The following is a 21,973-nucleotide window of genomic DNA, read 5'->3' as shown; positions in this document are numbered from 1 at the left end:
TTCCCGTTTTCTTAAGTATAAAGTTTTATTTTGAGCGACTTGGCAGGGGCAACAATAAAGCTTGAAATCATTAAAAATAGAAATCGCATGAATTTGGCAAACCCACACCAAAGTCAATAAACCCAAAAATAACCTTACACGCAATATGTTATAGTTATTTGCTTCAGCTTGGTTAACCAGGAAATTTTCTGCTCAAATATGGTTCAGTACACTCTCGCTCAAAGTCCAGAAATTATCCTTACTGTTTCTGGAAAAGATTCAGCTAAAGCTCGTGACAAAGCAATGGATCAGCTGATGGAACTGATGGATGCAGGTAAGCTACCCACGGAACTGGAAGAAGGATTTGGCCCTCAACAATTAATTGAGGTTAAAGAGTCAACTATTGATCCTGCTAGCGGTGAAGATACGATTACACAAGCTGTCCAGGTTCTGAGTAACCTGGCCACACTCAAGCTAAAAGTTCAGGAGTCACGAGCGGAAGCGTTGCAAATTCGCAAAGCGGTTGATGTTCTGTTCACTGACGAGTCGGTGACAGAAGAGGAAATTACTCGACTTAAGGAAGGTTTTAAAGTTCTGAAAAATTTTGCCCAAGCTAATGTGCGTTACCAGGAAGCGCGATCTAAAGCAGAACAGGCTCGGCAGACTCTGGATCAAGCTCTTAAATCGCCTGACAAGTAACTTTTACAGAATTAGATGCATTGAGACGCATCTGAAAAATGTAATTAAATACTCTAAAAGACAGGCTCTTATGCCTGTCTTTAGATTTACTGGGGCGCTAGGATTCGAACCCAGGAATGGCGAGACCAAAACCCGCTGCCTTACCACTTGGCGACGCCCCAACGACTTTACTCTAGTTAATATAACACTTACTCCTGGGTTAATGTCAAGTAGTTTAATAGTTGATTTGAGATCATCGGTTTTGACAGCCAGACATTGATTGGTGAGAATCCTTGCACTTAGCCTGTTTCATCTGAATCGACGTTTGGCTGTATCGTCGAAGTCACATTAATTTATCCGATAGTGATTATAGAGCGTTAAGGGAGAAAATTGTGCGATCGCAATTCCTTTGCATCTAAAATCTACTTCACTTGATAATCAACGCCTTGGGGGAGACACATATTTATTTTTATTGATGACTTGTTGGTAAATTCTCATCAGCTGCTGATAATTAACGCTAGATTATTTCTTTTCCCGCCAGTCAGTCTCACCTATTTCCTTTTCCTTAATCTCCAGTCTCGTGAAGGAAGACTGCTGCAATCCGACTTGATGATAGTAGTTGCTTAGTAGCCAGCCATATAAATAGTGGAATGGTCTTAGCATAGCGACCGCAAAGGCGGCGCGGTTCTTGAATCCATCGATACAGCCATTCAAGTCCTAAGTCTCGAACTATACGGGGTGCCCGCTTGTGAATTCCTGCATAAACTGGGAAAACTCCACCCAGTCCAATCATTACAGCCTGTATCTTACCCTTATGTTGAGCTATCCAATTTTCTTGCTTAGGACATCCCAGAGATACTAAGACGGTGCTAGCACCACTAGAATTAATCTTTTGAACTAAAGCTTCGTCTTCAGTTTCACTCAGGGGACGAAAGGGTAGAGGTTCCATCGCCGCAATCTTCACCTGCGGAAATTCCTTCTCTAACCTTTTTCGCATCTTAGAAAGAATTTCTGTTTGGGAACCTAGAAAGAAAATACTAAGATTTTCTGTTTGAGTTAGCTGACACAATGCTAGTAAAATATCCATCCCTGCCACACGGTCTTGACAAAGCGCTCCCATTTTTCGCATCATCCATACAAGAGGCATCCCATCAGGAGTAACTATATCTGCATTTCGTAATATGTTGGCAAACTCTGGATTCCAATGAGCTTCAATGAGCATGTGTACATTAGCTACGTATACAGTTTTACTCTCATGCCGAATCGACCACTTAAGTATTGTTTGTACCTGGTCGTCAAACCGTAAAGCAGTAATCGGAAAATCAAGCACTTTTTTAGTAGGTAGAAGCACTCTTGCCACCATCAATAACTCCTGTGTCCAAGAAAAAAACCCATACATTACCTAGACCATTCCGAATATTAAATAATTCAGATCAGATGACTCCTGACTTTTTGTAGGCTTGTGTCATTCTTGGAAGTTAACACATGGAGGTGCAATTGCCTTCTTAGTATACTTTTGGCTTAATCGGTAATACTAAAATTAGAATTATTTGCTGCTGTGTCCTAGCTTACTGTTTTAAGCTAGGCATTTTAGACGTTGCTTGGTAAAATTCATACTTCCTTCATAATTAATTGTTGATTTCTTTCTGCAAGCATTACAATTGGGATAAGTTCCGATGGATATCTATTTTACTGGGTAATATTTACTACAAATATAAATTAAATTGCGAAGTAAAATAGCAGACACTCAGCCTGATGATTTTCATACGTAAGTATGCGCTTAAGAGTTTCAATTGAATTAGTATATGTTAAAGAATGGCTAATAATTTTTTCTGATGAATTTCCAAATTTCTTACAGATTTAATTTAGTCTATGTATTGAAAAATCCCTACAATTTATTTTTTTCTGAAATAAAAGCCCAAAAATAAGGGGAAGATAAGTTTATCTTCCCCTGCTCTATTATTTTTGTGATTGTCTAGTTTGTTACTTTCCTTGAGTCTTTGCAGTAACATTTGCCTTTGCTTTTTGAGTTGCCGCTTCCTTGCAGAACCGCCTCTACCTTTCTCATTCCTGCCTTCTTTGCGGGGAGATTCCCATCTTTTTAGGCGCATAATTTTTCACCTATCTAGTACTTGTTTGGTAGTGGGCAGGAGGAGAATCGAACTCCTATGACCGCAAGGCCGCCACATTTTGAGTGTGGTGCGTCTACCAATTCCGCCACCCGCCCTTATATCCAATCTTAACTAGTATACTCTATTTGAGGGATTTTGTCACAAGTCTGAAAATTAATTTTCAAAGTTTTTCTGGAATAATATTTTTGACCATTCTAAGGCTTAAAGGCGTGGCAGCCTCACTAAACTAGGGTCAATATCCTCTAGTTTTGCACAGCCGCTAAGTGCCATTGCCAGACTTAACTCATCTTGTAGTAGTGAGATGACATGAGATACACCGACTTGTCCTGCTACTGCTAGTCCCCACAAAATGGGTCGTCCGATCAATACCGCTTTTGCTCCTAATGCCAGAGCTTTGAGAATGTCTGTACCCCTACGAATGCCGCCATCTAACACTACTTCTACTTTACCATCCACTGCTGCTACTATTTCAGTTAGGGCATCTAAAGAAGCGATCGCACCATCGAGTTGTCTGCCACCATGATTGGAAACAACTATTGCTTTGGCTCCATATTCTACAGCCCGAACAGCATCATCTCCCCGTAAAATTCCTTTGATGACTAAAGGTAGTGGAGATAAAGACTGTAACCATTCTAAATCGTGCCAAGTTACTGCTGGGTTTAGCTGTTGGGCAAAATAAGTAAATAACCCAGATTCGCCTTTTTCATGGGAAATATCTAGCCCTGAGATGGTGGCGAGATTAGCCAGATGTAAGTCTGGAGGTAAGGCAAACTCGTTACGTCTATCTCTCTCCCTCTGTCCGAGAACAGGTGCATCTACAGTTAGACAAAGTGCTTTGTAGCCTGCTTTATAGGCTTTTTCTACCAAAGCACGAGTTAATCCCCGATCTTTATGGATGTAAAGCTGGAACCATCGTAGAGAATCTGGAAATTTCTCGCATGCAGTCGCTACTTCTTCAATGCTCTTTGTTGCCATTGTACTTAAAACCATGCCCACACCAGCTGATGCCGCAGCTAGAGCCGTAGCAACTTCTCCGTCTGGATGGGCTAGACATTGAAAAGCCATCGGCGCAATTAATAAAGGTAGTTGCAGGGATTGTCCTAAAATGGAGGTAGTTAGATTGCGTAGGTGTAGCCCGTCGTAGACATCGCTGACATCGACTAACATCCGAGGTCGCAGCTTGACTCGCTCAAAGGCAGCACGATTATCTTGCAATGTGATTTCGTCCCAAGCACCACTACTATAGTAATCAAGTGTCGTTTGAGACAGATGGTCTTTTGCTAACTTTTCGTACTCAAAGAGATTTATGGGTTGAAAGCGATCGTTGTTGGATAAGTAGGTAGACATAATTAAATGTAAAAACTTTTGTTCGTAGTGAGCGGTTTATCGGTCTGCATAAGATTTTAAAAGACTAAAGCTACTTACCCTTCGGATGTTCTCTAATCCGATTGAATAAGCTTAAGTAATCATCGATTTATTAGTAAAGATCGAGAACCCAGTATCTCCGATTGAGTTCTTCTAAAGGAACCTATTTAATAATTCTTTCCTAGATAGTTGCAATAATAAAGGAGTAAATTCCTCTGGAGATAATGCCGACAAAGCTTCAATAATTACTCTTAGTTCCGGTTCTAAAGAACCAAAGCGAACTCGCAACACATTGTCTATAACATTACGACGTTCTGCTTGAATTCCTTCTTGAATTCCTTCTTCAATTCCTTCTTGGATTCCTTCTTGTTTAGCTTCTGCTAATTTCTGCTCGTAAATAGGTGATAAGCGCATAATTAAATCTCTATCCTCATCGTCTATATTTTGATTGAATTCTAAGGTAGTCTTTAAACTTAATAATAAATCAATTGCTTTGGAACGTAAGGGATTATTTTGGGGAAGTGCTTCTAGTTCATCTATTGCTTATTGCTGGACTCTTCCCTTACCTAAAATCCTCAACCATAGTGTTTCTTCTATACACGGTAATTGGTGAATTGCCACAATTCCTGTTCTCAAATAATCCCCTAAAAAATGTACTCCTATTCCCCAATTTTCTTCATATAGGTTAGTTCTAAAACCATCCAATATAGATTCAGAAGCTGTAGGTGAGAAAATCCATAAACGTGGTAAATCTGATTCCGCAATCCGGTTTTTATCACCTTTACTCTGACGCTTTACTTCCGCGAAAATATCAAATAACTTATTCATACAACTACGAATTTCCGCAATTGTCGCCGCATTTCTAAATGGTTCAATTAATGCTGGTTTAGCCGCAAATTTTCCTAGCAGTCCTAATTCTATTGTATCGCTTGTGGATTGGAGTGAAGGGACAAAATAAACATCAATCTCTCGGATTTGGGCCGGAACCTTCCGACTTGTTTCCACTTCTCCCAATAGCTGTAACAATTCTTTAAGATAGTCTTTTGCGAACTGGTCGTAGGGAAACCTGGGCATTAGCTGATTTTTTGGCTGGATCAATATTTTACATCAGTGCGGAGAAGCTACGCGGCGCGTCTGGTAGAGAAGCAGCTTTAACTTGTAAACTTTCTTCAGTCGTCATATTTTTTAGTGCTTCCAAGACTTCTGCATTAGTCATAACTAATCATTTTTAGTTTTTGGTCATAGGTAAACCTAGATTAAGCGATCGCATATCTGGGCTTTTGTTTGTAGTATCTAATAAATGATTTAAAATTTTAGCCAGGGTGAAGGTAAAGCGATCGCCTACAGCTTACCTTAAAAACTCCAGGAAGCGCGATCGCATTTCCTAGAGTTCGCTTACTACTTATGGTAAACTCTACGCCTGCTATTCACTAAAAATTATAAAAGTGGTTGTGATTAGTAGTTCTACCAATTGCGCCATCCGCCTTTGGGTGTAACTTCATTAGTAGACTTCAGCCCGTGACTATGTAACAGAGTTTGATATTCTGTGCTGCTTGCCCATCGGTCAATTTCTCGCGCCCGTAGCACTGGTACTGGATGGGTTAATTCGGCTGTGCGGACGGCTTTGACCATTTCGCCTAGTTCAGTCTTGCTAATATCATCGTAAGCGCGGGCTTGGGCAACAAAGGCGTCAAGATTCAGTTGTGGCGCTAAGGTGGGGGAACCACCTGCCAGCTTCATCAACACTGACATGACAACTTTCGGGTCTTGGGTTGCTAGTAATGCGGCGCGATCGCAGGTAAACTCAGCACAGCGTACCCATTCTAAAAGCTGTGCCTGTATCGCTTGAGCAACGAAGGTTCCGACATTGGGCACAATCGCCGCAGCTAATATTAATAAATTTACAGGAGTCAAGTAAACGCTATGGTCACACTTGAGATGCCCCAACTCGTGGGCAATGACTGCCTGTATTTCCTCTGGTGTGAGAATATCAATTAGGGATGTGTGTAGCACAACAAAGGGCTGCTTACCCCGCACAGCAAAAGTATAGGCGTTGGGAGCCGGATGTTGCCGGACGTACAACTGCGGAGGCTCTATATCCAGGATTTTACAAGCGTCTAACAACAGCTTGTATAAATCGGGCAATTGATTTTCACCCACCAGAACGCTGGAGGCAATATTTTCTACATAGAAAACCTGCTCTGCCATTGGCCCGAGCCAATTTCGCACCAACATATCTATGCCTGGTATCTGCTTGAGCGCTGTGGTCGCTTCCAGGTCTAATGGATGACGAAATGAGTCAGCTTTTAAACCAATCAGCGGGGTTTTGATGAAAGACATGGTGCAGCAAGCTATAAAAAAACACAACTATGGAATCTGGCTGATTTTAACAGCCTCCCATAGTTAGTATAACGATTTAAGTATGGGGCAGAGCATCAGGGGAGCAGGGGGAGAAAATTTTACCTTGTCCCCCTTATCCCCCTTGTCCCCCTTGTCCCCCTTGTCCCCCTTGTCTCCCTTGTCAGTCTCAACCGAGCAATTTCAACTTGACAAACTAGTGATGCTGGGAGAGATTTCTGCATCTGCTGATGTTTCGCCCACACGCAGGATTTTAGCTCCCAATTGCTGCAACTTCACATCTAGTCGATCATAGCCGCGATCGAGGTGCTGTAATCCCTGAATTGTGGTTTGTCCTTCTGCCGCCAGTCCTGCTATGACTAGCGCTGCGGATGCTCGTAAGTCTGTGCCTAATACTGGTGCGCCAGACAATTTCGGTACTCCGCGAACGAAAGCAGCGTTGCCTTTGACACGAATATCTGCCCCCAAGCGATTCAACTCTGAGGCATGACGCAAGCGATTTTCAAAGACGGATTCGTTAATCACGCTGTCGCCTTCCGCTAATGTCAGCAAAGCCATGAACGGCGCTTGCATATCTGTGGGAAAACCTGGATGGTATTGAGTTTCAATATCCGTTGCCTTCAGGGTTTGCGCTGGCAGAATACGTAAGTGTTCAGGCTTGTCCTCAATTATTGTCACCCCAATATCCCGCAGTTTGGCAATCACTGGTACAAGATGTTCTGGAGCCACCGGCGAGAGGGTAAGTTCTGAGCGGGTAATTGCTGCTGCTAACAAAAACGTCCCGGCCTCAATGCGATCGGGAATTATACTGTAGTCAACAGAATGCAACTTGGGGACTCCTTCAATAATAATCCTGCTAGTCCCCGCTCCCTTAATCTTGGCTCCCATCGCGTTACAGAAGTTAGCTAAATCAACTACTTCTGGCTCTCTGGCAGCATTTTCGATGATCGTTTCTCCCTCTGCCAGGGTAGCCGCCATCATCAAGTTTTCTGTTGCGCCGACGCTGGCAATGTCTAAGTAAATCTTCGCACCTTTTAATCTCCGGCTGCTGCCAGGGACGTAGGCATTACAAATGCCATGCTCAATCTGCACCTCAGCCCCCATTGCTTGCAGTCCCCGCACATGCAAGTCAACTGGTCTTGCTCCAATAGCACAACCCCCTGGTAAGGGCATCTGTGCTACTCCCAATCTGGCGAGAATGGCTCCAATGGCGAAAAAACTCGCCCTCAACTGGGTAACTAGTTCGTAGGGAGCTTTTGATGTTTTAATTTCACTGGCGTTGATGTCTAAAATATCACCTTGGCGTGTTAAGCGTACACCCAAAGCCAATAACACCTGAGCCATCCGCTCTACGTCCGCTAATAAGGGGACATTGCGGATGCGACAATCACCCGGACACAGCAAGGCTCCAGCCATGATTACCAGTGCGGCATTTTTTGCCCCGCTAATTTTCACATGACCTCGCAAAGGATGCCCACCCCAAATTTGCAAGACTGAGGAGTCTGCTTTTGGAGCAAATTTGGCATCTGGTAAGCTGGTAGAAGGATTAATAAGCCTACCTCCAAAAGTAATACGTATTTTATATGTTTGAAGTTGGTTTTGATTCTACAGTAAAGATTCAATTTGTCCACGTTTTTGGGCAAGATGTTGCATAAAAAAATTGTTTTTTTGATGAATAATTCGGGCTGAAAAGAAGCAATAGTAAGCTTTATGAGCTTTTGAAAAATTTAACAAAAAATCACCAAGAAGTAGTGGTTTTAAGCAAAATTAAATACTCAGTAAAATAACTTAAGTGTTCTCTAAAAATCAATGCTGTAATGGTGAGTTAATATTTTGACTCGACCTATGCCCGGAAAAACTCGTTTCTAGTTTGAGACTTTTAACGAGGCGTGATCTTTTAAATTGACAAAAATAAAAAATTATGCAATAATAGGAAATTGTCAATAAAGATAATTGCGAGCGGAACTGGCGGAATGGCAGACGCGCTAGATTCAGGTTCTAGTGCCGCAAGGCTTCCGGGTTCAAGTCCCGGGTTCCGCATATTTTTAAGTTAGGAGTTAGAAGTGAAGAATTATAAGTTGAAAGAGAACTAAATTAACTCCTAACTTTTTGATGTTGACCAGTTTACAAAATTCCCTAGTCAAGCAAATTCGCAAACTCCACTCCACCAAGGAGCGGCACAAGCAGCAGTTATTTTTGCTGGAAGGGACGCACCTGTTAGAAGAAGCTTGTGCGGTGAATTACCCACTAGAAACAGTATGTTGTACCCCAGATTGGCAAGCAGCCCACCTTTTGCTGTGGGAGGAAGCTTGTAGCCGATGCGATCGCGCCGAAATTGTCAGTCGAGAAATTTTAGATGCGATCGCTACTACAGTCCAACCAGATGGTGTAGTGGCAACGGCAAAACGAAGTGTTGACCAAACTCAAATACCATTTACTGGTTTAGTTCTAGCTTTAGAAACTGTGCAAGATCCGGGAAACCTGGGTACGATGATCCGCACTGCTGCTGCGGCTGGAGCATCGGGTTTGTGGGTAAGTGGAGATAGTGTAGATTTAGACAGTCCCAAAGTTCTCCGTGCTTCAGCAGGACAATGGTTTCGCCTAGCAACAGCCGTAAGCGAAGATTTAAAAGCCACAGTCCAACAAAGTCAGCAGGCAGGAATGCAGGTAGTAGCAACCTTACCCAGTGCGACTTTGACTTATTGGGAAGTGGACTGGCGAAAACCCACTCTGATTTTACTGGGAAATGAAGGTGCTGGATTGTCGGCAGATTTAGCAGCGATCGCAGATCAGCACGTTAGAATTCCTTTGAGTCCTGGGGTAGAATCTTTGAATGTAGCGATCGCAGCCGCTTTAATGTTATACGAAGCTCAACGGCAAATGAGTTAGGAGTTTGGAGAGACGCGATTAATCGCGTCTGTACAGGAGTTAGGAGTTAAAACTCATAAGGAATAAGAAGAATTAAATAACATACAATTTATTCCACGTTCCTAAGTTTTATTTCGTTTTTCTTTTTTCTTCAAGATATTGTTCAATATCAGCAACTGCGTCCTCAAGAGCCGCTAAATCAATATTTGTTAACTCTTGATCGAGTTCGACTTCAGTGGCAGTAATAGTATGCATTTGGGGGATCTTTTCTTCCTCGGTCGAACTTTCTTGTAAGATATCCTCCAACTCTTCGAGGGATTCTTGAAACACTTGATCAGCGACGCGGCGCTGTTGTGGCTGAATTTGCTCCATAATATTGACTTGAAAATCCTGATTTCCTGACTTAATTTTTGATTGCAATTCCTACAGATTTAAATTTTGCACTTATAAGATCATAGTTGTGTGCTGTATCAACTTTAGCAGTGGTTATCAATAAGATCGATACTTGGTGGTAACATTTGTCAAGCTGTCTCCAATTGCTAAAACTTGTATTTTGCAAAGACTAGGAAATATTCCGGAAATATTATCCAGTAAATCTACTGGCAAAAAGTATCAAAGACTCATCCCAATGCCCCCGACTACTGCAATTCAAATCTTGCTTGAAAGAAACGGAGATACTTCGGCTCGTAAATCATTTTCAGTCCGCGTAGGCGATCGCGATTATAATAAACTTCTTCAACTGCTTCAGCAGTCAGATCCATGTGAGCTTGGGTATAAACGCGGCGTGGAATAGTCAGGCGCACTAGTTCTAACTCTGGATAATAATTATCGCCTGTTTCTTTACTGCGCCCTGCGGAAACAATTCCCCGTTCCATTGCCCGAATGCCTTCCTCTAAATACACTTCAGCTGCTAGACGTTGTGCTGGAAATTGGTCTTGGGGGATTTGCGGTAAAAAGCGTTTGGCATCTAAATAAATCGCATGACCACCAATAGGCACAACAATTGGAATACCCCAATCTAAAAGCTTTTGTCCGAGATACTCAACTTGCCCGACACGGGCACGAATATGATCATCTTGAACTGACTCTTCTATACCCCGTGCCATAGCTTCCATATCGCGCCCAGCCATACCACCGTAAGTATGTAGACCTTCATAGATTACTATCAGGTTACGTGCTTCCTCGTAAAGGTTATAGTCATTGAGAGCCAGCCAACCGCCGATGTTAACTAGTGCATCCTTCTTGCCACTCATGGTGCAACCGTCGGTATAGGAGCAAAATTCATGTAAGATTGTTGCGATCGCCTTTTTACGATAATCCTCCTCTCTCTGCTGGATAAAGTAGGCGTTTTCCACGGCACGGGTGGCATCAAGAATAATCCGAATACCGTAAGTTTGGGCTAACTGATGCACCGCCCGCAGGTTAGCCATTGAAATCGGCTGTCCACCAGCCATATTCACGGTTGCGGCGACACTGATATAGGGAATACGTTCTGCCCCAACTCGCTCGATTAGGTATGTAAGCTTTTGCAAGTCTACATTACCCTTGAATGGATGTACTGACTGGGCATCGTGGGCTTCATCAATAATCACATCTACAAAGGTGCCACCAGCCAACTCCTGATGCAGCCTGGTTGTGGTGAAATACATATTGCCAGGTATATAGTCACCTGGTTTAATCAGTATTTGAGAAAGGATGTTTTCCGCACCACGCCCTTGGTGAGTGGGCACAATATGGGTATAGCCGTAATACTTTTGGATAGCTGCTTCTAAATTGTAGAAATTTTTGCTGCCAGCGTAAGCTTCATCACCCAGCATCATCCCCGCCCACTGATAATCACTCATGGCTGAAGTGCCGCTATCAGTCAGCAAATCAATGTAGACATCTTCAGAACGTAAGAGAAAAGTATTGTAACCGGCTTGGGCGATCGCCTGTTCGCGTTCAGCACGAGTAGTGATTTTTAATGGCTCAACCACCTTGATTTTATATGGCTCTGCCCAAGAGCGACGGCGGCGTAAAGATGTGTGTTTGGCGTCAGTCATAGATTGATTGCTCCTTCATCCAGGTTAGCCGAATATTTGCATACTATTTTGGTTGCTAATACTTGCTGTTGCCAAGACCGTCATCAGTAGTTTTAGGGCTGTTTAGGGGCACACCACTGAGCTATTTGTTCAATTCGTGCTTGCTGCATCAATTCCAAAACTTGCGATTGATTACAACCATAGGTAGATGCTAATAATTCCTCGCCTTGTTGTTTTACCTCGTCGGCAGAGATACCAAAGGTGATGATTTCTTCGTCTTGGTTAGCTGTAATTCTCTCAACTGGAATGATACAGATATATTGCGGTTCATTATGTCTTATTTGTTGCACCATTACTTACCTACCAATCTCACTGTTAATTGTGTCTATTTTCAAGTCTAGATAAATTACAAGTGAAAGTGAAACAGAGTCAGTATTTAAGTAGTTTGTGATTTGAAAAACACGAATTTTTATACTTGGTTAAGATAACGTTAAGAATTCTCTCAAAATCGCCAAATTTCGGAGTGCAAACACTTAACGTATGGGAAAATAAAGTTAAGCATAAGTAAATATCTTTTTGTAAATTTTTGTTTTTTAGATCAGTAATGCGTTGAAACAGATGCATTCGCGTAGGCATCGCAGCATGAATTAATTTAAATCTCTGTTGGTTAATCTCTGGGAGTCAGCAAATCAAGCCTGATACGCCCAAAGATGAACTTTTGTTTACTCAATCCAGGTTGAATGGATTGAGTCAGTACAAGTTTCATAAAAATTGGAGGTTATAAAATGGCAATTCGGAATAACTTAGTCGCCAATTTTTGGCAAAAAGTACAAAAAGATTCAGTTAGTTGGGGATCGTTAGCCCTTTGGATTAGTGCATTAGTTGTTTTATTAGTAATGCTTACAATGTTTTCTAACGCTTAATCTTAGCAGGGTTATTCTAGTTCCTGGGTAGCAGCCTGGGAACTAAAAGAGGGTAGAGTTTTATCCCTAAAAAACTCAAATTATGAACTGCAAAATTCTGGTAACAGTTCTATAGCTATTATCAATTGCATGGAATACAGACCACTCGTAGGGGCACAGCAATGCTCATACGTATCAAGTTAACGTGAAAGCCAGTCTATAAGCAGCTTTTAAGATAGTCTCGTTAAGAGTCTCCGAGTCTTAATGCTCGTCCTTGAGACTTCGCCTCAAGACTTGCGGCAGAGCCGCAACGAGCAGTATTTCCAGCCAGAGGCTGGAAACGAGGTTTTAAAAGGGTTTTGGCTTAAGTTGACACCAATGAGCTTTTTCTGTGCCCCTACCATGTGTTGCATCCAAATGAAAAATGATCTGCGTCAGATTCTCCTAGATGCCAAAAATGTGCTATTGGGTATCTAATGGTATTTTCGCCTTTTGAAACACCTGCTCGACAGTAAATTCCAGTCCCTCAAATAAAGAATCTTTGAGTAATTCTTCTCCCATATAAGTTTGTGGTGCTGCATCTGGATAAAAAACAGTAATACTTCTAGCTTTACTATCTAATACCCACACCCGCAGCACCTTAGCATCTAAATAGTCTTTGGCTTTAGCTGCCATTTGTCCAAATGTTTGTCCGGGCGAAATAATTTCAATCACCAAATCGGGAGGAACAGAACATGCTCCTTCTTCATCCCAATCAGGGGGTAAACGTTCATCAGAAATATATAAAATATCCGGTATTGGCATCCAATCTCGCCCTCGACGAGTTAATGCAACAGCTAATTCTGGGCAAACTTCTCCTTTCCCCTCACAGCATTGCTCAATCAAATTGAGAAGGGCGTGGGTAAGTTTAGAGTGAAATTTTTTTGCTTGTATTTTAGGAATTGCTTGACCATCAATAAGCTCATAAGTTATATCTCCCTCACCAGGTGGAAGATTTAGGAACTCTTGCAAGGTTAATTGATTCTTGGCTTGGAGTATCATGACTCAATAATTCGTAATTCGTAATTCGTAATTGAAGGACACAGCAACTAATTTTTATTCTGACGCCTGAATTCTGACTCCTGAATTCTTCTTCAAATTGTTCACATTCCCCGCAAAACTTGCCGAATAATATCAGCTGGCACCTCATCGGTAACTGTCACTACACCAATCTCCGTTGGTAAAACAAACCGCACTTTCCCGGCTTTGACTTTCTTATCTAACTGCAACGTCTGAATAATTTCTTCAATATCCACCCCAGATGGTAACTGAGTCGGTAAACCCGTTTTTTGAATTAAAGCGTTTTGACGTTCTGTATCTTCCTTTTGCCATAGTCCCAAATCCACAGCAATTTGACCGGCTGCTACCATGCCAATGGCCACCGCTTCACCGTGATTTACTAAACGATAACCAGTCAAACTTTCCACTGCATGACCGATAGTATGTCCATAGTTGAGAATCGCCCGTAATCCGCCTTCTTTTTCATCTTTGCTAACAACATCAGCTTTAGCTTGACAAGAGCGCGTTAATATGGTATGTATCAATTCAGGTTTTACATAACGGAGTTGGTCGAGGCGTTTACTTGCTTCCAACTGGGCAAACAATTCGGCATCCCAAATCACACCGTACTTAATAACTTCTGCCATTCCTGCCCGAAACTCGCGCATAGGTAGAGTTTTTAACACATCTGGGTCAATCAAAACCAAGCGCGGCTGATGGAATGCCCCAATCAAGTTTTTGCCGTGGGGATGATTCACGCCAGTTTTGCCACCAATTGCCGAATCCACCATCGCCAAGAGAGTTGTAGGCACTTGGACAACATTAATGCCGCGCAGCCAAGTTGCGGCGGCAAAGCCAGTTATATCGCCAATGACACCTCCGCCCAAAGCCACCATAGTAGAAGAACGTTCTAGGCGGTTTTCCAAGGCGATATCGTAAAGTTTTTGGATGGAGTTGAGGGTTTTGTAGCGTTCCCCAGGTGGTAACGTGCAGCTAGCAACTTCAAATCCAGCCGATGTTAGGGATGCGATCGCTCTTTCCCCAAAATGTTTTAAGATCGTCGGATTAGAAACCAGCAGTACCTTCTTGCCTAAGTTGAGACTGGCCATCTGTTGACCCAGTTGATCTAAACTCGAAGGTGCGTTAGCATCGCTCAACGTTGGCGAAGCCTCTCGTAGAGAAGTTATCGCAATCTCATAAGACTGCTCTGGTAAATTTACATTAATTACAGAAGTCATTGCCCAACCCCAAAGAAGCGCCCGTGGGCTGTATTGTATCGCAATCTGGGAGTGGGGAGTAGGGGATGAGGGAGACAAGGGAGACAAGGGAGACAAGGGGGATGAAGAAAGTGTTTTTCCAATGCCCAATGCCCAATGCCCAATGCCCAATACCCAATGCCCAATACCCAACAACTAATGATTCAATAGATTTAGAAAGTATTGTGGAGAAACATAAATGTTTGCAATTTTAGCTTACATCGGCTTTTTAGCTTTGTTCTTTGGCTTATCTGTCGCTCTGCTGTTCGGTTTGCGGACTGCCAAAATAATTTAATCAAGACTCTGTGGGGTGGGCAGCGTTCGACTGAGCGCTCACGCCGAAGTCTTGCCTGCCCTCAGTTTACTAAGGACGGGTGAGACACCCATCCCACAAAAGATATTTATCCTACAACAGCTGGACTTGCTATCTTCTCCTGTCTTTGAGAAGGTGGACGCATTCCTAAACCAAGTAAATTCAGCATTTCTCGGTCAGTATCGTAATCTGGACAGGGAGTCGTCACCGTCAACATCTTGTTGTCGTCGCTGGAAAAGATAGAATTGGCTCCTGCCATAAAGCAGAAAGCTTGTTCTACTTGAGAAAGTCTAGCTCTACCTGCACTAAGACGCACATCGGAAGCTGGCATTAAAATTCTGGCTGTGGCAATCATCCGCACAATATCCCAAATGGGGACATCAGGCTGATTTTCTAAGGGTGTACCCGCTACTTGCGAGAGAATGTTAATTGGCACAGACTCAGGATGCGGATGTAAGTTTGCTAAAGTTTGTAACATCCCAACACGGTCATCGACAGTTTCGCCCAAACCCAGGATACCGCCGGAACAGACAGTCACATTTGTCTGACGGACATTCTCAATTGTGTTCAAGCGATCGCTATATGTCCTGGTGGTAATAATTGTGCTGTAATATTCCTGTGAGGTATCTAAGTTATGGTTGTAGGCGTAAAGTCCCGCTTCTGCTAATTTTCTGGCCTGATTTGCCGTCAACATCCCCAGAGTGCAGCACACTTCTAAACCCATTGCGGTTACATCCTTGACCATTTCCAGGACTTCCTCAAATTGTGAGTTATCCCGCACTTCCCGCCAAGCAGCACCCATGCAGATGCGACTAACACCAGTTTCTTTAGCTTTCTGGGCGATGCTAATTACCGTTTCCTTTTCTAGGAGTGCTTGCGCCTTTACCTCTGTTTTATAGCGGGAAGATTGGGCACAGTAGCTACAATCTTCTGGACAACCTCCCGTTTTAATAGATATGAGCTTACAAACTTGTATTTTTGTTGAATCATGATATTGGCGATGCACGCTAGCAGCTTGATAAATCAGCTCTAGCAATGGCGTATTGTATATCGCCTGAATCTCTATTTCCTGCCAATCGTAGCGTATTCCCACCACATCACTATCCTTCTTGTAGACTGGGTTAATCAAGAACTGTCTTTTGGTTGAATCTCCTGCGGTACAGCGTTTGGGCAAAGCGATTTTATCGAAGTTATGCCGCACACTGTGCTTTATCACCCATTGGCTCTCAATCCTTGCGCTCTAGATATTAGACATCAGCTTATCAAGATTTTGGTTGAATGGCAGATTAAGAGCAAAAATACTCACTTCACTGCTGCTAAACCGCAGGTATGAGAGAATTTACAAAATTAGCGAGAATGTTTTGGGAAGAAATGCCGTATATTAAGTAATTTATGATATCAGAACTGCCACTAATTACAAGCGATCGCCTATTATTACGAGTCTCGATCCATAAAGATGTACCCCAAATTCTCAAATACTTTACTGATAATAAAACTTATCTGACTCCATTCTATCCTGTTTGGGCTGATGGTTTTTTCACTGAAGAATATTGGCAGTATCAGATAGAGAATAGTTTTCTGGAATTTCTCAATGGGGAATCATTAAAACTATTTATTTTTGCCAAAAAAAATCCTACTGTAATTATTGGAACAGTCAATTATAGTAATTTTGTCCGAGGAGCCGCTCATTTTTGCTATGTGGGATATAGCCTTGCTGAAAAAAAACAAGGTAAAGGATATATGACAGAAGGGCTAAAAGCCGCGAATAAATATCTATTTCAAGAGTTAAATTTTCACCGGATTATGGCTAATTATATGCCTCACAATCGGCGCAGTGGCAATGTACTCAAAAGACTCGGTTTTGTCATTGAAGGATATGCTAGAGACTATTTGTTAATTAATGGGCAATGGGAAGATCATATTATGACAAGTCTGATCAATCCTAATTGGCAAGCACCTAAATTTTAAAAATGGCTAGAATATTTATTTTCTTTCAAACTATCCCTACTTCGGAATTTTCTTTTTTATAAATTGCTATTTGTGAATGGTGTCCACACTACAGACGTAGGTTGGGTGGAGCGGAGCGCAACCCAACATATATCAGGATATTGGGTTACGCAAAGCCTCCACCCAACCTACAATTTTTTTTGCATCATAGCAAATTCATAATAAATACACAACAACTCCACAAAGAAATGCAATAGTAATATTTATTCACTATCTGGCTCAGTTATCAAGGTTTACTTCAGCCGATGTGTGCAATTTTATTAAATGCTTGAGGAGTTTTTCCAAATGTCCATTAATTCTATAAAGCGCTTATCTGTCCTTTCTAGCATCTTCGCTTTTGCTACCATCTCACACGGACTTGTCTTGGCTGCACCACTTCCAAATTCCGCCACTACACCAGCCTTAAAAATTCAGACTAGTCCTGTAGCACATCAGTCAATCAAACTCACAAAGCAACAGCGCCTACAAATCCAACTGGCTCGCCAGCAAAGAGATAAGGATATTGAAACTCTATTAAACCCGTCCCAAGATACTAAATTTAAGGCGGCACTGCAATCTCGTCAGAGAATCAGAACAGTGTTAACATCTTTGAATCTGAGTCCAACTCAACATAAACAAGTTGAATCAATTTTGCAAACTTATAGCCTGCAAGTGAAAAAAATTCTCTCTTCACAGGCATCACAAACAACAAACTCAGTAGGAATTACTTCACCAACATCACAACCAATTACAAAATAAAAAGCTCAGTTTTATTTAATTAAGGTTAAGTTTCCGAAGACTGGCGGATTTGATCTAAACTGCGGTTGAGCCAGTCTTCATACCAATCATAAAAACTCAACGGCTGCTCCTCATCGCTATCTTGATGAAAATCATCAGGATTAATCTCATGGAAAGCATGACAAAAACTTAAAGTTGTAGGATATATCCCATTATCATTAGTACGGTCATCTATCCAGATTTTTCCTGACTGCTGCCCAGTAATGACTAACATTGCATAAATTCCACAACCATAATTTGTAATGGTGAGAGTACCCTGAATAAACTTATCGTCAAAATAGGCATCATTGTTGGTAATAAAATCAGTATTATTCTTGACAATCAAATCTAAATCATTCCATGCTTCTGTTAAAGGAAATGGTTTAGAGAGAATTTCGTAGTTCTCTTGGTATAGTTTTTCTGGAATGACATCTTCATACTCAATTCCCAACAGACCAGATAAGCCGTATCCTGGGCCAGTACCACCATTACCAATTTCTAAGATAAAGTCTCGATATTCACTTGGTAGCGTGATATTGTGTCTGGATTCAAACACTTGAATATCTTTGTTACTTAAGCAAGGTTTAAATTGATATTCGTGTGATTCTGAACCAAAAACCTGAAATGTAGCGTCTAAAAGAGCTAATTGACTCAACTTTTTCTTTAATTGCAAGACTTTATTCATTATGCGCTCTAGATTTTAATGGTGGCGCTACCATATTTTAGATATGGGTCGCTTTTTGCGTCTATGCTGATGCTAAAGCCAGAGGTAGTATTAAGAGAAGAATGAATTAAGCTTTGCTCGTAATGACTCTGGCTGAAACTCCAAACTACAAGAATTCTAGCAATCCTTTTCTCGCCCTCAACTACGAAAGCGCCTTAGAATCTCTAGGCGGTGACTACTACGATGAGGTTGCAGGGGCGGAATTTGCCCAACACATCCTGCGTTGGCGTAACGATGAACTATTACCCCGTTTCGGTCTAGACCCCCAAGTAGTCAAAGACGAAGATTTTATCACAGCTTTTGGTAAATTTCAGGGGCGTAAACCCTTGTTAGCACTGCGTTACCACGGCTATCAATTTGGTGAATATAACGGACACTTGGGTGATGGTAGAGGCTTTCTCTACGGGCAAGTACGCGCCAATGATGGCGAATTGTACGATTTTGGCACAAAAGGTTCTGGGAGGACGCCCTACTCCCGTGGTGGCGATGGTATGCTGACGCTCAAAGGTGGGGTACGGGAAGTTCTGGCTGCGGAAGCACTGCACTACTTGGGTGTACGTACTTCGCGCTGTCTAAGCATGATTGAAACAGGTGTACCCCTCTGGCGGGGCGATGAACCTTCGCCTACCCGTTCGTCTGTGATGGTGAGAATGAGCAGTTCTCATATACGGTTTGGCACTTTTGAGCGACTGCACTATTTTCAGCGTCCAGATTTAACTAAGAAGCTCTTAGACCACGTAATTGAGCAGTATTATCGAGACTTAAGTACTGAAGAAGATAAATATGCCCTGTTTTACGCCGAATTAGTTAAACGGGTTGCAGAATTAGCAGCGCAGTGGATGGCGGCTGGCTTTTGTCATGGAGTTCTGAATACTGACAATATGTCGATTACCGGAGAGAGTTTTGATTATGGCCCTTACGCATTTATCCCGACTTATGAGCCATACTTTATAGCGGCATATTTTGACTATTCTGGACGCTACTGTTACGGTAATCAACCAATTATTTGCCAGTTAAATTTAGAAATGCTCCAGGAAGCTTTGAAGGCGATTATAGATAAAGGCGAAATGGAGGTTGCATTAGCTAGGTTTGATGAATATTATCAAGCTGAATACAGTTCTTTGATGTTGAAAAAGTTGGGTTTTAGGGAGTTGGCACATCCACAAGCTGAAGAACTCTTGAATCTAACGATTGAATTTTTGAAAGTGAGCCAAGTTGGTTATCACCAATTCTTTTATGAGATGGTTCGCACTTTTTCATCTAAATGGCGAGATGAACCAGGTTTTGTAATGAATGGTTCCGATATTGTACCAGTACCGGGTGCGTCAGCAATTTTTGATGATTGGTGCATACTATACCATAAAATTTTGAATGATTTTGATAGCAATCGCATTGATGTAATCGCCCAAACTCTAGCTGTTCATAATCCCAAAACGGCATTATTAAGACCTCTGATTGAATCTATTTGGGAAGCAATTGCTCAGGAAGATAATTGGCAACCTTTTTATGAGTTAATCAAGGCAATTCAGTCTAGGAGATAGTTAGCATGGGGCAAGGCTTGTACCGAAAATCTTTTTTTTTCCTTGCCCCTCTGCTTTCTTGCCAATATTTAGATGCGTTTGCCCTGGATTTCCATAATAAAATAAAATTGTTAAGTCCCTGGCTTACCTCACCCTCAATCCCTCTCCTTATAAAGGAGAGGGAAGCTAGAGACAGGATGAAGTTTTGCATTTTATTTAATCCACGTTCCTAAGTAATTCCTAAGAGGGTATTTTAAGAGTAGTTGGTTGTGATTTTAAGCACTTTTAGGCACTTGTTGATTCCCCCTAACCCCCTTTTTTAGGAGAGCAACTGCGGTCTTGTCCCAAGATGACTAAACTGTAGTTGTCAAATTAGCTTTGATAATCAGGTCATTAAAATCCTTGTCGCCACCATTTGGCAAATCCTCAAAACCAAAGGTGTTACTTGCTAACAGGCGAATGTGATCTGACTTATCAGAATTAGCACCCAAGAATGGGAAATAAACCGCCGGATCATTATTAGGATTGTTATCTAAAAGCGCATCAGGTTTACCATTAACAATAATGAATGGAGCAAAGATAGCACCAGGTTGGAAAGTATCAGTTTCAGTAGCAGTACCTTGATTTTTCACACTCAAATCAATACCAGCAACCTGACCACGCACAGCAGCCTGAATATAACCAGCCTGTCCCGTGAGAATATCAGCCTTGCCATCGCCATTGGTATCAATTCCACCATTTAGATCAGTCACCTGATAAAATCCGACGTAATCGTTGTAAGACGCCTCTCTGTAAACATTAAATTCCGCTTTGACTGATTGTTGGACATCTCGCAAATCAATCAATTCACCTTGAAATTGACCTTGGAGATTTGTACCCAAAGCTAAAGCTTGATTTGTCAGGTTAATGTTCACTACCAAATCATTAAAATCTGTGGCACTCTTACCAGAAGCATCCTTCCAACCGAGAGAGAAACTATTATTACCCAAGTCGGTAATTTTTTGGGTTGAGACACTAGAAAACAGTAATTTTCCGATAGAATTAGGATCATTGCGTACAGCATTAAGTGTACCGTCTTGGACTAATAAGAATCTAAAATCCTGACCAGAATTCAATTGCAGCAGCCTGCTGAGATTATTAGTATCAAAGCCATTGGGAGTATTAGCGATCGCAGATAAAACTACCTCTGACCGTTGTAAAGCAGCTTGGGCATAACCTTCAGCACCAGGGGCAATACCGTTAATCGTACCTTGAGCATCATCAACAGTAAATAAACCCAGTTCATTCACCAGTTGAGAATTGTGTCCAGTGAGTTTGACTTCCAATGTTGTCTTGACATCCTGACCTGTGATGTTGAAGACATCATCATTGGGGTTACTGAGACGGCTGGGTATTTCATTACCATTATTAACATTAATAGTCAATCCCTTCTCAAAGGTGAGATCACTATTATCTGTAGTGCGGACGCGGATTTGGTAACTAGCCTTAGTTTTAAAGTCTGGAGAATTGTTGATTTTGAGAGTATTGCCATCAATGGTGAAGGCATTATTATCAGTATCGTCAATTCCCGAAACTAAGCTGTATGCGAAATTATCGTTTTGATCTGGGTCGGTGCTGCTGAATGTGCCGATGGCGGTGTTGGATGGTGCTTCATCGTTGACGGTGTTGGCATTCAACTCCAAATCTGTGGGTGCATCATTAACGGCAGTGAGATTAATGTTGCGGGTAACAGGGTTGCTATTTAAGGTGCCATCATTGACGACAAAGCTGATGGTGCGGGTGGGACTGGGGTTGTCGCTGCTGTTTTGATAGGTAATAGAACGCAGGGCAGTTTGATAGTCGGCGACGGTGGCACTGCCAGTTAAGGTTAAGACACCGTTGGTATAACTGCCAGTAATGCCGTTTTGGTTGGTGAAGGCGAGGGTGTCTTCTGTGGCGACGAAACCGTTGGTAAATTTGACGGTGGCGCTGCTGAGGTTTTGTGAGTCTACATCGCTGACGGTGATGCCAGAGTCGATGGCTGTCGGGGAGTCGTTTTCGGTGTAGGTAAGGGCGG

General features: G+C 42.1%; 20 protein-coding genes, 3 tRNA genes and 1 pseudogene. 8 read left to right on the top strand and 16 right to left on the bottom strand.

Annotated features, from left to right (window positions below; genetic code table 11):
• The first annotated feature begins 198 nt into the window (after positions 1-198).
• Positions 199-678: a hypothetical protein gene (locus HWQ38_RS23960; protein WP_292798567.1), complete on the top strand. Its 480-nt coding sequence runs from the start codon at positions 199-201 to the stop codon at positions 676-678.
• An 89-nt stretch (positions 679-767) separates the two neighbouring features.
• Here HWQ38_RS23960 and HWQ38_RS23955 read toward each other — a convergent pair.
• The 8 genes and pseudogenes from HWQ38_RS23955 to murA all read right to left on the bottom strand — a co-directional run bounded on the left by HWQ38_RS23955 (position 768) and on the right by murA (position 8,063).
• Positions 768-839 (bottom strand) — tRNA-Gln (locus tag HWQ38_RS23955).
• A 383-nt stretch (positions 840-1,222) separates the two neighbouring features.
• Entirely contained in the window at positions 1,223-2,020 is a 798-nt protein-coding gene (locus tag HWQ38_RS23950; protein ID WP_292798565.1) for a WecB/TagA/CpsF family glycosyltransferase, read from the bottom strand.
• A 532-nt stretch (positions 2,021-2,552) separates the two neighbouring features.
• On the bottom strand, positions 2,553-2,768 hold the full coding sequence (locus HWQ38_RS23945) for a hypothetical protein (protein WP_292798564.1): 216 nt from the start codon (positions 2,766-2,768) through the stop codon (positions 2,553-2,555).
• 32 nt (positions 2,769-2,800) lie between these two features.
• A tRNA-Leu gene (locus HWQ38_RS23940) sits at positions 2,801-2,884 on the bottom strand.
• A 106-nt stretch (positions 2,885-2,990) separates the two neighbouring features.
• On the bottom strand, positions 2,991-4,136 hold the full coding sequence (locus HWQ38_RS23935; protein ID WP_292798562.1) for an alpha-hydroxy acid oxidase: 1,146 nt from the start codon (positions 4,134-4,136) through the stop codon (positions 2,991-2,993).
• A gap of 171 nt (positions 4,137-4,307) precedes the next feature.
• Positions 4,308-5,228, bottom strand: a pseudogene (locus tag HWQ38_RS23930) (hypothetical protein).
• Between the two features lie 390 nt (positions 5,229-5,618).
• Entirely contained in the window at positions 5,619-6,494 is an 876-nt protein-coding gene (locus HWQ38_RS23925; RefSeq protein WP_292798560.1) for a M48 family metallopeptidase, read from the bottom strand.
• Between the two features lie 201 nt (positions 6,495-6,695).
• Positions 6,696-8,063, bottom strand: a complete 1,368-nt coding sequence (murA, locus tag HWQ38_RS23920) for a UDP-N-acetylglucosamine 1-carboxyvinyltransferase (RefSeq protein ID WP_292798599.1) — start codon at positions 8,061-8,063, stop codon at positions 6,696-6,698.
• A gap of 408 nt (positions 8,064-8,471) precedes the next feature.
• On the opposite strand from murA, the gene HWQ38_RS23915 reads away from it, so the two are divergent.
• Both HWQ38_RS23915 and HWQ38_RS23910 read left to right on the top strand, forming a co-directional pair.
• Positions 8,472-8,552: transfer RNA gene (locus HWQ38_RS23915), tRNA-Leu, on the top strand.
• Between the two features lie 72 nt (positions 8,553-8,624).
• The gene (locus HWQ38_RS23910; RefSeq protein ID WP_292798558.1) at positions 8,625-9,401 is read left to right on the top strand and encodes an RNA methyltransferase; all 777 of its coding nucleotides are present in this window, start codon (positions 8,625-8,627) and stop codon (positions 9,399-9,401) included.
• 108 nt (positions 9,402-9,509) lie between these two features.
• Here HWQ38_RS23910 and HWQ38_RS23905 read toward each other — a convergent pair whose 3' ends face one another.
• The 5 genes from HWQ38_RS23905 to aroB form a co-directional block, all read right to left on the bottom strand.
• Positions 9,510-9,752 (bottom strand): hypothetical protein, encoded by a 243-nt coding sequence (locus HWQ38_RS23905; protein WP_292798556.1) that lies wholly within the window; start codon positions 9,750-9,752, stop codon positions 9,510-9,512.
• Positions 9,753-10,018: 266 nt separating this feature from the next.
• Positions 10,019-11,422: a tyrosine phenol-lyase gene (locus HWQ38_RS23900; RefSeq protein WP_292798554.1), complete on the bottom strand. Its 1,404-nt coding sequence runs from the start codon at positions 11,420-11,422 to the stop codon at positions 10,019-10,021.
• 92 nt (positions 11,423-11,514) lie between these two features.
• Positions 11,515-11,754 (bottom strand): hypothetical protein, encoded by a 240-nt coding sequence (locus HWQ38_RS23895; protein WP_292798552.1) that lies wholly within the window; start codon positions 11,752-11,754, stop codon positions 11,515-11,517.
• Positions 11,755-12,765: 1,011 nt separating this feature from the next.
• Positions 12,766-13,344, bottom strand: coding sequence for a Uma2 family endonuclease (locus tag HWQ38_RS23890; RefSeq protein ID WP_292798550.1), 579 nt, complete (start codon positions 13,342-13,344; stop codon positions 12,766-12,768).
• A gap of 101 nt (positions 13,345-13,445) precedes the next feature.
• Positions 13,446-14,579: a 3-dehydroquinate synthase gene (gene aroB / locus HWQ38_RS23885; RefSeq protein WP_292798548.1), complete on the bottom strand. Its 1,134-nt coding sequence runs from the start codon at positions 14,577-14,579 to the stop codon at positions 13,446-13,448.
• A gap of 101 nt (positions 14,580-14,680) precedes the next feature.
• Here aroB and HWQ38_RS23880 point away from each other — a divergent pair, with 101 nt between their 5' ends.
• Both HWQ38_RS23880 and HWQ38_RS23875 read left to right on the top strand, forming a co-directional pair.
• Entirely contained in the window at positions 14,681-14,812 is a 132-nt protein-coding gene (locus tag HWQ38_RS23880; protein WP_292798546.1) for a hypothetical protein, read from the top strand.
• Positions 14,797-14,892, top strand: coding sequence for a cytochrome b6-f complex subunit PetL (locus tag HWQ38_RS23875; RefSeq protein WP_292798544.1), 96 nt, complete (start codon positions 14,797-14,799; stop codon positions 14,890-14,892). The genes HWQ38_RS23880 and HWQ38_RS23875 overlap by 16 nt, the downstream gene beginning before the upstream one ends.
• Before the next feature lie 106 nt (positions 14,893-14,998).
• Here HWQ38_RS23875 and bioB read toward each other — a convergent pair whose 3' ends face one another.
• Positions 14,999-16,006 (bottom strand): biotin synthase BioB, encoded by a 1,008-nt coding sequence (gene bioB, locus HWQ38_RS23870; RefSeq protein WP_292798597.1) that lies wholly within the window; start codon positions 16,004-16,006, stop codon positions 14,999-15,001.
• Positions 16,007-16,302: 296 nt separating this feature from the next.
• On the opposite strand from bioB, the gene rimJ reads away from it, so the two are divergent.
• Positions 16,303-16,878, top strand: coding sequence for a ribosomal protein S5-alanine N-acetyltransferase (gene rimJ, locus HWQ38_RS23865; RefSeq protein ID WP_292798542.1), 576 nt, complete (start codon positions 16,303-16,305; stop codon positions 16,876-16,878).
• 324 nt (positions 16,879-17,202) lie between these two features.
• Positions 17,203-17,655, top strand: coding sequence for a hypothetical protein (locus HWQ38_RS23860; RefSeq protein ID WP_292798540.1), 453 nt, complete (start codon positions 17,203-17,205; stop codon positions 17,653-17,655).
• Between the two features lie 25 nt (positions 17,656-17,680).
• On the opposite strand, the gene HWQ38_RS23855 is transcribed toward HWQ38_RS23860, so the two are convergent.
• Positions 17,681-18,358, bottom strand: a complete 678-nt coding sequence (locus HWQ38_RS23855; RefSeq protein ID WP_292798539.1) for an SMI1/KNR4 family protein — start codon at positions 18,356-18,358, stop codon at positions 17,681-17,683.
• A 122-nt stretch (positions 18,359-18,480) separates the two neighbouring features.
• On the opposite strand from HWQ38_RS23855, the gene HWQ38_RS23850 reads away from it, so the two are divergent.
• Positions 18,481-19,938 (top strand): YdiU family protein, encoded by a 1,458-nt coding sequence (locus HWQ38_RS23850; RefSeq protein ID WP_292798537.1) that lies wholly within the window; start codon positions 18,481-18,483, stop codon positions 19,936-19,938.
• Between the two features lie 332 nt (positions 19,939-20,270).
• Here HWQ38_RS23850 and HWQ38_RS23845 read toward each other — a convergent pair.
• Positions 20,271-21,973 (bottom strand): DUF4114 domain-containing protein (locus HWQ38_RS23845; RefSeq protein ID WP_292798535.1); only part of this gene is annotated, 1,703 nt, incomplete at its 5' end.

The sequence above is a fragment of the Nostoc sp. NMS7 genome (genome assembly GCF_017115085.1).
Taxonomy (GTDB): Bacteria; Cyanobacteriota; Cyanobacteriia; order Cyanobacteriales; family Nostocaceae; genus Nostoc.
Note: the sequence above shows the minus strand (reverse complement) of the source record. Positions and strands in the feature narration are given on the sequence as shown.